Raw genomic sequence first — 13,111 nt, 5'->3', positions numbered from 1 at the left:
TTTACGATTAGCTTGGATGACTATGAATTATCCTTTGGTTTCATTAATAAATGGTGAGCAAACAGAATGTGGTTGTTAAAAATAAATAAGATTGATTATGCAAAACAATTAAAAAATTAGGATGCGTAAAGCTTAAACTAACGGCGGTTATACTTCAAGTTGGGATTTAACAGGTCTCATCTTTTTCTTCTTCAATTAACGGAGCAGGTTAGTTGAAGAGTGTTGTTAACTCTCACACAACAAACTTTCTATTTTTTCCTTTATTGGTATTATTGTTGGTTTCGCAACTACCATGAAGTACAATTAAATATGTGGGAAATTTAAACCGCATTTAAAGAAAAACATACGCAGGGAGGATATAATGATTAAGAATAAATTTCTAGAGATGATTGAACAGTCAAATATTGCAAATCATAAAGAGTATTTATCTCAAGTATTGAGGCCAGCAATTGATATACTTAGACATACAGATGCCGAACCACAATTGGGCTGTAGTCGTTTTGGTGGAGCACCTGATTTACCAATTGGTAGCGAATGGCCAACGTATGATAAGAAGCCTTATCGCTTCCTTGGCCAGATTAATTTCGCAGAAATCACTTCAACTGAAAGAGGTCTGCCATCGAAAGGACTCCTAAGTCTCTTTGTAGCAGATGATTATGATAATGAAGATGATGGTTATCTAGAGGCGTTTGAGGACGGATATATTCATGGTATCTATATTCCCGAAACAACGAATCTTGAGACGATGATGCCACCCCATTCAGATATTGGCAAGACCACAGTGATTGAGTTTCTCCCGACTATTGATATTCCTTATGACGAATACCAGTTGAAGGACTGGCCTTTCGATGATGCACAGAGCGACATATACACCGAAATCCGGGATTCTCTACATAAAAGTTCAGACTATCTTCTAGGTTACCCTTCGCATTCTACACTAGCATATGATCCAACGCCTGGAGCAGAATGGATCTCACTTTTAACCGTTGATTCGGACGAGAGTCTTGAGTGGTGTTGGCATGACGGCGATAAATTAATGATATTTATTGAAATAGAACGACTGAAAAACTTGGACTTTAGTAAGCTAAAGTCAGATGCAGGCTAAAGAGCAATTGGGAAAAAGAGATTTATGAAACATTTCACTTAGTGTAACGGGGTGCTTTAGTTGAAGAAGAGACAGCAATCGCTGTCTCTTTTTACTCCTTAAATGATTCAAAATAAGCTTTAACCCATTTATTTTCGTTTTCTGAAATATACTGTTCAGCAAGAATTAGTCTTTGTGCAAGTTCTTGCTTTGATAGTTTCATATACTTCCTATGAAGATTGTCAAGATAACGATTGGGTTTAAGTATTTGGAAACTAACGTCCAGATTCAAGTTGTTTGTTTTAATTCCTTTGTTTTTTTCTCTCTGTTTAAAGGTTTTACTATGTTGCTTGTAATATTCATACAACTCTTCATTTGACTGTATTGTATTTTCGTGAATCCCTTTACCTTCGGTATCGACTTCTTTAGACCATTGAGCAACATTGGCAAAAGAGACAGGTATACCCTTGTTTATTAACCAATCAATTGTTTCTTTGCCTATTCGTATCGCCCAGTCACTAAGTCTTTTATGATTTTCGGTTAGCCAAGGCCGTTTATTTTTTGAATTGAATGTCGGGGTCGTAGTCTTCCTCTTTTCTATACTGTTCAATCAACTCAATTTCCTTCAGTTCAGTACGAGCGTGTTGACTTCAGATTTTATAGTACCTTTCTGTTCAAACTCACTAACTGGAATCATTTTATTAAGTTTCAATAAATCAGATTCAATAACTCTCCAACCTTCTTTATCGCTATTTCTATATGCGTTAGGGAATTTGCCTGACCGTATCCAACGTTTAATAGTTTCTTCGTGGTTATCGAATAAGTCAGCCACTTCTTTTACTGTATATTCTTTCAGGCTATTGCCTCCAAATGGAATGTATGTTTCGGGAATATTCGTTCTGTTTTGCCATTAAATTTAATTACTGTAAATATTTGCTTATAAAGGGTAGAGGTGGTGATAAACGCGGTCTTTAGAGGTCTAACAAACAAAAAAGTACACCACTATATTATGAGTGATGTACTAATTATTTAATATAATGTGTGACATTAAAGACAACCTCTTGATATTACTGTTTAAATTTTATCGAGTAACACCGTGCGTTGTCTTTTATATTCGCTGTGGATGCATTAATTTATAAATACAGATACACACAAGCATACATTGAACCACACCCTGCTAACACAAAAAGATGCCAAATTGTATGATTATAGGGCAGTGAGCGCCACGCGTAAAAGATAGCGCCAATAGTATAGAACAAACCACCAGCTAATAAATAAGCAAAACCATGACTTCCTAAGTACAGATAGATTGGCTTAATGGCAAAAATAATAAGCCAGCCCATAACAATGTAAAAAACAAGAGATAGGATGTCAAAACGATGAATAAAAAAGCATTTAAATAGTACACCAAGTAAAGCAAGTGTCCATATAATACATAATAGTGTTATTCCCAATGTACCCCCAATTGCGATTAATAAAAACGGTGTATAAGTCCCAGCAATTAAAATATAGATAGAGGCATGGTCAAGAATAGAGAAAAAATATTTATATTTTTCAGGCAGACTATGGAGTAAGGTTGACATCATAAACAAGATAATGACAGACGCACCGAAAATACTAAAAGTTGTAATATACAGTGCTCGCCCGTTGTGAACAGCCGTTAATAGTAACATTACAAGTGCTGGAATACTTGCGAGCAACCCTACCCCGTGAGTAATGGCATTCCACAATTCTTCCTTCCGTGTTTTATAGTCAAATGAATTCATCATTGTACACCCTTCCTTCGTTCTATATTTACAATAGCCTATTCAGTGGACTATTCCTATGTATGTTTGTCATATATTTACTTATCTAAAATGTCATGTCGATTTATAGAGGAAAATGTTAGACAAATTTAATGAAAAAAGGCTATAGTATCCAAGGTAGCGTAAATGAAAAGACTTGAAATAGACAAGTCAGATGACAAATGTCATGTTTACATATGGAAACATTAGTCTATATAATAATTTCAATGAAGTAAAAGGATGTGTCGAAGTGGGACGAATTCATATTGTAACGGACTCAACTTGTGATTTAACAAAAGAAGAAGTAATGCAACACGGTATACATATTGTGCCGTTAACCATTCAAATTGATGGGAAAACGTATATAGATGGAGTGGATTTAGAGCCACAAACTTTTTTAGGTTTAATGAAAAATGCGAAAGATTTGCCGAAAAGTTCTCAACCTGCACCAGGGAAATTTAAAGAATTGTACGACGAGCTTGGAAAAGATGGAGATCAAATACTTTCCATTCATATGACAGGTGGCATGAGTGGAACAGTCGAATCAGCTCGACAGGCGGCACAAATGACAGATGCAAATGTAACTGTCATTGATTCTCGCTTTATTGCAATTGGGCTTGCGATACAATTACGAGAGGCCATTAAAATGCGCGATGCAGGAGCGACTGTGCAAGAAATCGTCGCACGTTTAGACAAAGTACGTGAAAATACACATTTATATGTGATTGTTGATACACTTGAAAATTTAATTAAGGGCGGTCGAATTGGTAAAGGAACAGGCTTTATCGGTTCTTTGCTCAACATAAAAGTAATTGCGAACTTAGAAGGTGGCGCATATAATCCTGTGTCTAAAGTTCGTAGTCACAAACAGGTTGTCAATTACTTATTCAAGCAATTCCAAGCTGATACTGCTGGTAAATCAGTAAAAGCAGTAGGAATTTCACATGCTGACGGTTTAACAACAATGGGTGGTCCCTTAAAAGAATTAGTAGAAGGAACAGGCTTTGATGAGGTAGAAATTGCCTTTACCTCTCCCATTATTTCTACACATACCGGTCCAGGTGCAATTGGTTTTATTTATTTTGCCGAATAATTGATAAGAGCTGCTACATAAGTAATTGTAGTAGCTTTTTACTGTTCTTAGTCAGCTTGGAAAATGGTTAACAAGTATTGAGATGAATATGCTTAGATTTTTCTTGATAAATTGGAGCATCGTCACTTTTCTTTGTCGTGACAACTATCTATAATAGAACTAACAGCAAATGATGGAAGGTGGTCAAATGGGCATCTGGCGAATTATTTTGTCATGTTTGACCGTCTTAATACTAAGTGGTTGTGCAATATCAATAGATGAACCGAGTCCGCAGGCTGACGATAAACATGAACAGTCAGGGACGGAGCAAGATATGAGACAGGATGAGCAACAAGCAGAGGAAGAGACAAAGCACTCTAGTAATGTATTGACGCAAATTTTTGAACATTTTTTTGAGCCTACACCAGAGGATTTACGGCAAATTGATGATGACAACGCAAAACAACTACATTACTTGGCACTTGGAGATTCATTAACAGACGGTGTCGGGGATGAGTATAGTCAAGACGGTTATGTTGGAAGATTAGCAGATTCAATGTTAGCTTGGACTTCGATATCAGAAGTTAAGGTTGAAAATCGGGGAAAAAGAGGAAGACGTAGCGATCAGCTATTAAAATTATTAAAAAAAGGGCATTATGATGAAGAGTTACAACAAGCACAGCTTATTTCATTAACAATGGGTGGCAATGATGTAATGAAAGTCGTCAAAAAGGACTTGTTTAACTTAAAAAGAGATGCCTTTGATAAGGAATTATTAACCTATGAGAATCGTTACAGTAAAATAATTGGCAATATACGTGCAAAAAATCCAACTGTACCGTTATTACTTATCGGGTTTTATAATCCCTTTTCAATTGTCACCAATGAGGCCAATGAATTTGATACGATTATTACAGAATGGAATAGCGTTATCAAAGAAATAGCAAGTAAGGATTCAAACGCTTGTTATGTCTCTGTAGAAGACTTGTTTGATTCAAATGAAGAACTGGTCTATCACACGGATTTTTTTCACCCCAATGCAAAGGGGTACGATAAAATGACGGAGCGAATTTTAGCAGCAATGGAGCAATGTAAAATGGAACAAAAAATTAATAAGGAAATAGGCTTCGGGGAGTGAAAAAATGAATAAATGGAAATTCGCATTTTTTGCGTTAGCAGGTATGGTTATTTTTTCAATTCTCCTCGTCGTTTATTTAGCAACGAAGCCAGTTGAAGGATTTGAATTAGCAAAGAGTGCAGACAGTGAAGAAAACGTAACAGGTAATGTTCTTGTAGTACAAACGACTACTAAAGAGTTGGAGTCAATTACCAAAAAATATTTAAAGGACACAGCTAAAGGCTCACCATTGCCATTGGATTTTACCATTGGAGATGATATTGAATTACGAAGTAAATTAACTGTTTTTTATACAGAAATTCCGATTTCAATGAATTTTGACCCGATCGTTGATGAAAAAGGCAATATTATCTTAAAGCAAACAGGGATGAATGTAGGGCTTTTAAACATTCCGCCGGAGACGACCATGAAAATTATGCGAGATTCGGTGGATTTCCCCTCATGGATTACGGTCAATCCAAATAAAGCTGAAATTTATATTGATTTATCGCGAGTAAATATTGCTTCAGGTTCGAGGGTTCGTGCGAAGGAATTAGACTTACCGAACGATAAGATTTTATTGGAAATTATCGTCCCAGGAAAATAAGGAGTGAAAATAAATGGCAATACAATATGCGACATTTGCAGGCGGCTGTTTTTGGTGTATGGTCAAGCCATTCGATGAAACACCGGGCATTAAAGCTGTCGTCTCTGGTTACACTGGTGGACATGTTGAAAATCCAAGCTATGAACAAGTCTGTTCGGAAACAACAGGTCATGTAGAAGCGGTTCAAATTACATTTGATGATGACATCTATTCATACGAGCAATTATTAGCTACATTTTGGACATTAATTGACCCAACGGATGCTGGTGGGCAATTTTTTGATCGTGGACAATCCTATACAACGGCCATTTTTTACCATGATGAAGAGCAGCGTGAATTAGCTGAACGTTCAAAGGCAGATTTAGAAGCTTCTCGTAAGTTTGATAAGCCGATTGCTGTAAAAATTTTACCTGCAAGCACATTTTATGCTGCGGAGGACTACCATCAATATTATTATAAAAAAAATCCAATGCACTACGAACGTTATGCAGTAGGTTCTGGTCGCAAGGCATTTCAGGAACAACATTGGGGGCATAAAAAATGAATAAAGAGCAACGTTTAAAAGAACTAACAGATATGCAATACTATGTAACGCAGGAAAATGGGACTGAGCCACCGTTTCGTAATGAATATGATCAACATTTTGAAGAAGGAATTTATGTAGATATTGTTTCAGGAAAGCCACTCTTTAGCTCCCATGATAAATTCAATTCTGGTTGTGGATGGCCAGCATTCGCAAAACCAATTGCACAAGAGCATGTGACGGAGCATTTTGATACTTCTCATGGAATGCGTCGTGTAGAGGTAAGAAGTAAGGAAGCTGATTCTCATCTAGGACATGTCTTCCCAGACGGTCCTCAAGAGTTAGGTGGTTTGCGTTATTGTATCAATTCTGCATCACTTCGTTTTATTCCAAAAGCGGATTTAGAACAAGAAGGCTACGCTGAATATAGCGCCTTATTTAAGTAACAAGCAAAACGCCTAGTACGCTTCTCGTGCAGGCGTTTTTTTTTTGGGGAAAACAAAAAGAGGGTGGGGTATAACTAGAACGATATAGCAAAAAAGTGTTAGATTGAACTGCAATCAATCTAACACTTTTTCACTTTGCCTGCGCCTCTTGTCTTAAATTTTAAACGTACCTACAACACTACGTAAACTATCTGCTTGATGCGCCAGTTCAGTTGCCGCTGCATTAATTTCTTGCATGGACGCAGAACCTTGTGTAGCAGCAGCAGCAGACATCACCGTATTGGAAGCTGTTTGTTCAGCATAGGCATTTATATGCACAAAATCACTTGCTACAGCATTACTATAATCAAGCGTATGGGCTATTTTATCAACCATTGTGGTAATAATCGCAGTCGTTTCTTTCGTTTGCGTTAAAATATTGGACAATGACTGGTTAGTTTCATTTGTCACCTCAACGCCTCGAATAACCGTTGTAACACCTTCTTGATTTTGTGTAATAATTGATGCCACTTCCTCTTGTATGGAATTTACAATAACTGTGACTTCTTTAGCCGCAGTTTGTGATTGCTCAGCAAGCTTGCGTACTTCATCTGCTACAACAGCAAAGCCACGACCATGCTCTCCAGCACGGGCTGCTTCAATCGCCGCATTTAATGCAAGTAAATTTGTTTGCTCAGAGATTGCAGTAATCGTACTGATTATAGAGGTTATATCGGCAGATTTGCGGCCGAGTGCCTCAACAGTTGTAGAGGTAGAAGCAATTGTTTCTTCAATTGACTGCATGACTAAGGTAGATTGTAGGACAGAACGACTTCCTTCATCTGCTGCTTGTTGCATGGCGATTGAAGCTCGTTGTACAGCATTGGCTTGTTCATTCAACTGATGCATAGAATGGTCTAAATCACTCATTTTTTGTTGAGCACTATTCATGCTATTGATTGTATTCTCACTATCACTTGCGATATCTGCACTTGCATCTGCAATATTTTGAATTGTGCGTGCATTTTCATCAGCTAGCGTCATGAGCTCTCGGCTACTATTTGATACATGATCTGCAAGTTCACTGACGCGTTTAATAAGGTTTGAAATAGACAAAATAAGTGTATTCGTCGAGTTAGCAATTGTAGAAAATTCATCATGGTTACGTACACGGACACGCCTTGTTAAATCACCACCCGCTTGAGCAATATCTAAAATGGAATGGTTAATCGCACGCGTATTATTTTTTAATGAATTAAATAGCATATAACCAAAAATGATAATGGCAATAAGACTGATAATCGAAAAAATAAAGAAATAAGTATTGGATACAGTTACCTGTTTGTTCAATTTATTAAGTTTTGTTTTGTTCGATTCATCCATTACTATATTGATGGCGTCAATATTATTATCAATATGTAATTTCATTGTTTCGCCAGTGCCTTCAATCATGAGCTTCCTTGCTTGTTCAAGACCAAGATCATCTCGCATTGTCATGACCTTTTTTGAGTATTCAAGGTAGTTTTTATAATACTGGCTAATTGCTTGTATATGCCCAAGTTCCACTTCGCGGTCTGCAAATTTTTCTTGTAAGGCAGCTATTTTTTTATTAATAGAATCAATTTTCATTTTGTAAGAAGTGGAATAACTACCATTACCGGTAATAAGGTAAGCTTGTTCGAGGTTGGTTAATCTAGCAATTTCATAGGCAAGCTGATTTACTGTAAGCTGTTCTTGTACATTCTTCTCAGTGAAATCCTCCATTTGTTGTTGAAGATTTGTAATATTGATATAAGACAATATACCCATTGTTGCATTAATGAAAATAAGCAAAGTAAAAATGATAAGTACTTTTCCTCGAATTAAATGATAAAAACGTTGTCGTTTTTCTGTAGTAGGAGGGAGATTGTGCCTACTAGCTTTAGAATCTATAACTTTCTTTTTTCTAAAAAAGTTAGAATCTAAGAGAGACGGGCGGTTTCTCATAGGTTTACTAGCCTGACTCTTGTTTTTCATCGCCATCACCTTCCTAATTTTTGCATTTATTGACTTCAATTCTATCGTATTATACTAAAAAATTCTATCCTAATTTCACAAAATTTTCATTTTTCAGATAAAAAGGCGTAATATTTTTGCATGACAAAAGTCATTAAGGTGAAAAAGGCTATTCAGTTTTTCTTCACTAGTAAAAAATACTTAAAGAAAAAAATGATACATTTTATGACGAAATGTATTTTTTTTGATAAACTAGCGGAAAGTAAAAATGAAAAGGGGAGGCATTTTTCAATAATGAAAAAGAGCTTTTATTTATATGTATTAACATTCAGAGGGGGAGAGTGGTCAGATGCAAAAGTTCGTTTTGCTGAAGAAGTTTTTCATGAACATAACTTTCCTAAACAAAGCATGGATTTTGATGAGTTATCTACATATATCGAAACGTTTGCAACAGAAAATTTAACAACTGAAGTGTTTGATGAGTTATGGGATTTATACAGTGAACAAGGACGATAATGATTCGCAATACTTTCATTATTCGTACTTTTATAGTTGCTAGACGTCTAGCATTGCGTAAATACGTGAAACAAAGTATTATTTATAGTGATAACTGACAGAAAAGAGGGATTGCAGTATGAGTATTCATATTAATGCAAAAAAAGGCGAAATCGCTGACACTATTTTACTTCCGGGAGACCCACTACGTGCAAAATACATTGCTGAAACGTTTTTAGAAGATGTTACATGCTATAACGAAGTCCGCAATATGTTTGGTTATACTGGTACGTATAAAGGTAAACGTATTTCTGTACAAGGTACTGGTATGGGCGTGCCTTCCATTTCCATTTATGTAACAGAATTAATGCAAGAATATGATGTACAAAAGTTAATTCGTGTAGGTACTTGTGGTGCAATTCAAAAAGATGTTAAAGTTCGTGATGTTATTTTAGCACAAGGAGCAACAACGGATTCACGTATGAATCAAATTATTTGGGGCAACAACATTGACTTTGCACCAATCGCTAATTTTGACTTATTATTAAAAGCTTACAATGCAGGTAAAGATGCAGGCTTAAGTCTGCAAGTAGGTAATATTTTCACAGCAGATCTATTTTACTCAGACGAGCACCAAAATGAAAAGCTAGCTAAATACGGTGTACTAGCTGTAGAAATGGAATCAGCAGCACTTTACACATTAGCAGCGAAATTTGGCCGCCAAGCACTTTCTATTTTAACAGTAAGTGACCACATTATTACTGGTGAAGTCACAACATCAGAAGAGCGCCAAACTACATTCAACGACATGATCGTTGTTGCGTTAGAGGCTGCTATTCAAGAGTAGTTGATATAGCAAGGTTTGTAACAAGTTTAAAGTTATAAGAATAAGAGCAACCGACCTAAAACCGACCATTTTATAAAATGGAATCGAAGAAGTCGGTTGCTTTTTCTTTATCTTTCATGGTTAGGTGGCTATAGGTATTAACAGTCTCTTGAATATTAACATGTCCAAGTTGTTCTTGGATAAATTACTTTTAGGTAAAGAACAATTGGAACTAATTCATGAATGGGGATACATTTTTAGGATACTATCCCAAAAATAACAAAATGTTAAAGAATAAAACAGATTGAATAATCGAGATATGATGGTAATGTCAACATGCTCACAGAAAAGCGTACAAAACTTTCTTATAATAATAAGTGTGTTTCCTTGTTTATTAATATCTTAATTACTTTTATGGTACAGTAAAATTTAATATTCAAAAGAGGGAGACTGAACGATGACAGAAAAAATAATTGTTCGAAAAGTTAAAGAAGCACTATCAGGAATAGCTATTGGATATTTTGACATCGCCATAAATCGTAGTTTTGATGAATATTATAAATATTTTAATGTTGATGATAAAGAGACTCGAAAATATGCGATATTACTTTTTACATCTATGTTAGGTAACTGGTATAGTAAATCGTCTTTTGCTTTTAAACCACAGAAAGAGCGTTTAAAATATGATGATGGAATAGATACTGATTTTTACAATTTAGAGTCTTATTTATCTTCACTATTAGATTGTTATCAACATATTGAAAAAGACTTTCCTTATATGTATGAATATATTGTAGTATATTTAATCTTAATTGAAAAAGATAAAGGTATAAGCTATGAAGAATGGTTTCCTGAAATCAATTCAGATATTTTTAAAAAACTTCGGGAGAAGATTTTAATTCCTAACAGCAATTTGGCTCATGGTGGACATCCAATAAAATTTTTATTTAGAGAAGTTGGAATTGAACCATTTTTTTTTAACAGATTTTTTTGAAGAATAATTTTTTTAGTAAGTCATATTTAAGTGTGGACAAGGAGCCGGGGAACATTTGGATTTAACAAACGATGCCGGTGGGGAAAGAACTCCATAAGATGGAGCTAAATCTGAAACAATGTATGAAATGGGAAGCTTTTTCGCTAGACAAACGATTCCTATACCTTTTCAAGATTTCGATTCTATAAGGAAACAAGAGCTATTAGAACTTTAAAAAGAACTTGCATTAACCTATCCTTTAAGAACAGTTTTCTTTATTTTAGAATATCTCTGATGTTTTAATTATTTTTTCATTATGAAGGTTTATAAATAAAAAATAACAATCAAAAATCAGATGCATAACTATTCAGACTCAATGAAATAAATGGTCCCAAATGTAAGCTTGGTAACACTTAAAACAGCGACAAATACTGTTAAGTCAGTGTTTGTCGCTATTTTTTATAGAAAACAGTACTAGACACTGTGAGAAATTATTTTAAAGAAGGACTGTTCGTTCCACTTGTTCTGAATGGCTGTAACATCTAAATAGACTTTCCTTGAGATGTGCCTAAAGGAAGCTTGAGGAACCATATAATTACAATTTATGATACGTATAGTGATGTTTGTTTCACTTTTAAATCTAAACTTCGCCCTTACAATATATTGAAAATTTCGAGTTAAAATCAGACAATATGGATATTGATTATAGAGATGTAGGTAAACAGCACCTTTTCTCATAGATATACCCGGAATAATGGAAAAAGAAGTAGTCATTAAAGGGGGAAAGACGGTCTTATTAAGGTTATATGGCATGACGATAGCCAAGTAACTGCGTTATTTGTTCGTAAATGTATTCGGATAATTCAAGAGCAGAGGTGACTATTAAATAGTCCGCAAAAATTGGGGAAATTAAATCAAAAACCGACAGGGAAAATCTGCCGGATAAACAATTAATTTAAGTTATTTCCAAATCCATAATTTGCTTTGGGGCCAGAAGCTCCTTGGATGTAGTCTGCTTCCGCATTTTGGACTTGTTGTCGTACTTGTTTCGCATCAGTCTCAGTTCCGAATTCTACGTTGTTCGTTGTATTCATAAAATTTTGATTAAAAAAACGACCAGAAGCTTGATTTTTGTTAGCTTCAGCTTGCTGGATTTTTTGTCTAATTTGGTCAATAGTTTGGTTCTTGTTTCGATTTTTTGACATATTTTCACCTCCTCAAATTAGTTTGTTCAGAAGAGGTTTACTTATCCCTAGAAACTTTTATGTAAAGAAGGGAGGTCGTGACGGTCAACCAACGCCACAACCTAATAAGTGCGTGCGATACACTCAATAATAATTTGTTCAAATTAAGGTTATTTATACATTAAAAAAGCCACAGCTGTCACAAACAAGGGCAATTTAAAGTAACGAAAGAGTATTTACTTCAGTGGATTGAAAATTATTGAGAAGGGAATAGAGAGGTTCGAGTCCTTCAAAGATTGTTAGAAGGGGATAGTATGCGTGCAATTGGGAAGCATGTGAGATTATCTATTATCTAGTGCGACAATTTATAGAGTAAGAAATATTCTGAGTCAGATTATGAAGTAGCCAATGTGCTATTTCTTTTCAATCGACCATTTCTAGATGGTTCAAAAGACTTTTACTTAAACTCCGGTGCTATTAGAATTAAAGTAGAAAAAGTTAAAGGGGGATAAATTTGATTAAAAAAATCGATATAACTAATCTTAAACTTGCTGAAGAAGTTTTAAACATTCAAATACCTTCATATAAAATAGAAGCAGAAATAATAGACTTTTATGATATACCGCCATTGAAGGATACAGTTTATACGTTACAACAATGTGGTGAGACATTTTTTGGTTATTACGTAAAAGAAGAATTATGCGGCGTCATTTCTATAAAAATAGAGAATGGTATAATCGATATACATCGGTTAATGGTACATCCTAAACATTTCAAAAAAGGAATTGCCAAGATATTATTGGATTTTATTGAAAACGCCAATGAAGGATTGGAAACAATAATAGTATCCACTGGATCCAAGAATACACCAGCAGTGACTTTCTATTTGAAAAATGGATTTTCAAAAACAGAGGAAATAAGTATAACAGAACGCCTTTCCTTAACTTCTTTTAAAAAAGAAATTTAATATAGTTTTTTTAGCAATTAAGTACTCTCCTGGAATAAGGAAAGTGCTTTTTTCATTAA

At 35.0% G+C, this 13,111-nt stretch carries 15 protein-coding genes; 10 read left to right on the top strand and 5 right to left on the bottom strand.

Annotated features, from left to right (window positions below; genetic code table 11):
- Window positions 1-361: 361 nt before the first annotated feature.
- Window positions 362-1,105 carry a YwqG family protein gene (locus T479_RS11295; protein WP_025219599.1) on the top strand — a complete coding sequence of 248 codons (744 nt, stop codon included), beginning with the start codon at window positions 362-364 and terminating at the stop codon, window positions 1,103-1,105.
- A 91-nt stretch (window positions 1,106-1,196) separates the two neighbouring features.
- On the opposite strand, the gene T479_RS11290 is transcribed toward T479_RS11295, so the two are convergent.
- The 3 genes from T479_RS11290 to trhA all read right to left on the bottom strand — a co-directional run bounded on the left by T479_RS11290 (window position 1,197) and on the right by trhA (window position 2,853).
- A complete protein-coding gene (locus T479_RS11290; RefSeq protein WP_025219598.1) occupies window positions 1,197-1,694 on the bottom strand; it encodes a hypothetical protein in 498 nt (165 codons plus the stop codon).
- A gap of 15 nt (window positions 1,695-1,709) precedes the next feature.
- Window positions 1,710-1,940: a helix-turn-helix domain-containing protein gene (locus T479_RS11285; RefSeq protein ID WP_081769894.1), complete on the bottom strand. Its 231-nt coding sequence runs from the start codon at window positions 1,938-1,940 to the stop codon at window positions 1,710-1,712.
- A 277-nt stretch (window positions 1,941-2,217) separates the two neighbouring features.
- Window positions 2,218-2,853 carry a PAQR family membrane homeostasis protein TrhA gene (gene trhA, locus T479_RS11280; protein WP_025219596.1) on the bottom strand — a complete coding sequence of 212 codons (636 nt, stop codon included), beginning with the start codon at window positions 2,851-2,853 and terminating at the stop codon, window positions 2,218-2,220.
- Window positions 2,854-3,118: 265 nt separating this feature from the next.
- Between trhA and T479_RS11275 the strand changes: the two genes are divergently transcribed.
- The 5 genes from T479_RS11275 to msrB all read left to right on the top strand — a co-directional run bounded on the left by T479_RS11275 (window position 3,119) and on the right by msrB (window position 6,633).
- Entirely contained in the window at window positions 3,119-3,961 is an 843-nt protein-coding gene (locus T479_RS11275) for a fatty acid kinase binding subunit FakB (RefSeq protein WP_025219595.1), read from the top strand.
- A 187-nt stretch (window positions 3,962-4,148) separates the two neighbouring features.
- Window positions 4,149-5,078 (top strand): GDSL-type esterase/lipase family protein, encoded by a 930-nt coding sequence (locus T479_RS11270; protein ID WP_227665351.1) that lies wholly within the window; start codon window positions 4,149-4,151, stop codon window positions 5,076-5,078.
- A 4-nt stretch (window positions 5,079-5,082) separates the two neighbouring features.
- The gene (locus T479_RS11265) at window positions 5,083-5,664 is read left to right on the top strand and encodes a YpmS family protein (protein ID WP_024364120.1); all 582 of its coding nucleotides are present in this window, start codon (window positions 5,083-5,085) and stop codon (window positions 5,662-5,664) included.
- Window positions 5,665-5,677: 13 nt separating this feature from the next.
- A complete protein-coding gene (msrA, locus tag T479_RS11260) occupies window positions 5,678-6,208 on the top strand; it encodes a peptide-methionine (S)-S-oxide reductase MsrA (protein WP_024364121.1) in 531 nt (176 codons plus the stop codon).
- A complete protein-coding gene (gene msrB / locus T479_RS11255) occupies window positions 6,205-6,633 on the top strand; it encodes a peptide-methionine (R)-S-oxide reductase MsrB (protein ID WP_025219593.1) in 429 nt (142 codons plus the stop codon). Before msrA ends, msrB begins: the two co-directional genes overlap by 4 nt.
- A 153-nt stretch (window positions 6,634-6,786) precedes the next feature.
- On the opposite strand, the gene T479_RS11250 is transcribed toward msrB, so the two are convergent.
- Window positions 6,787-8,634: a methyl-accepting chemotaxis protein gene (locus tag T479_RS11250; RefSeq protein ID WP_370510645.1), complete on the bottom strand. Its 1,848-nt coding sequence runs from the start codon at window positions 8,632-8,634 to the stop codon at window positions 6,787-6,789.
- A 267-nt stretch (window positions 8,635-8,901) separates the two neighbouring features.
- Here T479_RS11250 and T479_RS11245 point away from each other — a divergent pair, with 267 nt between their 5' ends.
- From T479_RS11245 to T479_RS11235, 3 genes are all read left to right on the top strand, one after another.
- Window positions 8,902-9,123 (top strand): YozE family protein, encoded by a 222-nt coding sequence (locus T479_RS11245; RefSeq protein ID WP_024364124.1) that lies wholly within the window; start codon window positions 8,902-8,904, stop codon window positions 9,121-9,123.
- Between the two features lie 118 nt (window positions 9,124-9,241).
- Entirely contained in the window at window positions 9,242-9,949 is a 708-nt protein-coding gene (gene deoD, locus T479_RS11240; RefSeq protein WP_024364125.1) for a purine-nucleoside phosphorylase, read from the top strand.
- Window positions 9,950-10,385: 436 nt separating this feature from the next.
- Window positions 10,386-10,922, top strand: coding sequence for a hypothetical protein (locus tag T479_RS11235; RefSeq protein WP_025219592.1), 537 nt, complete (start codon window positions 10,386-10,388; stop codon window positions 10,920-10,922).
- A 929-nt stretch (window positions 10,923-11,851) separates the two neighbouring features.
- Here T479_RS11235 and T479_RS11230 read toward each other — a convergent pair.
- Window positions 11,852-12,106: a hypothetical protein gene (locus tag T479_RS11230; RefSeq protein WP_025219591.1), complete on the bottom strand. Its 255-nt coding sequence runs from the start codon at window positions 12,104-12,106 to the stop codon at window positions 11,852-11,854.
- A gap of 493 nt (window positions 12,107-12,599) precedes the next feature.
- Here T479_RS11230 and T479_RS11225 point away from each other — a divergent pair, with 493 nt between their 5' ends.
- Window positions 12,600-13,052, top strand: a complete 453-nt coding sequence (locus tag T479_RS11225; RefSeq protein ID WP_025219590.1) for a GNAT family N-acetyltransferase — start codon at window positions 12,600-12,602, stop codon at window positions 13,050-13,052.
- Window positions 13,053-13,111: the final 59 nt, after the last annotated feature.

The sequence above is a fragment of the Lysinibacillus sphaericus genome, assembly GCF_000600105.1.
GTDB classification, from domain to species: Bacteria; Bacillota; Bacilli; order Bacillales_A; family Planococcaceae; genus Lysinibacillus; species Lysinibacillus sphaericus.
This window is presented reverse-complemented; position numbering and strand designations above follow the sequence as displayed.

What these genes read in the sequence shown, in the direction of transcription:
- trhA (WP_025219596.1), bottom strand. Translation starts at nt 2,853, where the DNA reads ATGATGAATTCATTTGACTATAAAACACGGAAGGAAGAATTGTGGAAT.
- T479_RS11230 (WP_025219591.1), bottom strand. Translation starts at nt 12,106, where the DNA reads ATGTCAAAAAATCGAAACAAGAACCAAACTATTGACCAAATTAGACAA.
- T479_RS11235 (WP_025219592.1), top strand. Translation starts at nt 10,386, where the DNA reads ATGACAGAAAAAATAATTGTTCGAAAAGTTAAAGAAGCACTATCAGGA.
- T479_RS11250 (WP_370510645.1), bottom strand. Translation starts at nt 8,634, where the DNA reads ATGGCGATGAAAAACAAGAGTCAGGCTAGTAAACCTATGAGAAACCGC.
- T479_RS11295 (WP_025219599.1), top strand. Translation starts at nt 362, where the DNA reads ATGATTAAGAATAAATTTCTAGAGATGATTGAACAGTCAAATATTGCA.
- T479_RS11270 (WP_227665351.1), top strand. Translation starts at nt 4,149, where the DNA reads ATGGGCATCTGGCGAATTATTTTGTCATGTTTGACCGTCTTAATACTA.
- msrB (WP_025219593.1), top strand. Translation starts at nt 6,205, where the DNA reads ATGAATAAAGAGCAACGTTTAAAAGAACTAACAGATATGCAATACTAT.
- deoD (WP_024364125.1), top strand. Translation starts at nt 9,242, where the DNA reads ATGAGTATTCATATTAATGCAAAAAAAGGCGAAATCGCTGACACTATT.
- msrA (WP_024364121.1), top strand. Translation starts at nt 5,678, where the DNA reads ATGGCAATACAATATGCGACATTTGCAGGCGGCTGTTTTTGGTGTATG.
- T479_RS11265 (WP_024364120.1), top strand. Translation starts at nt 5,083, where the DNA reads ATGAATAAATGGAAATTCGCATTTTTTGCGTTAGCAGGTATGGTTATT.
- T479_RS11245 (WP_024364124.1), top strand. Translation starts at nt 8,902, where the DNA reads ATGAAAAAGAGCTTTTATTTATATGTATTAACATTCAGAGGGGGAGAG.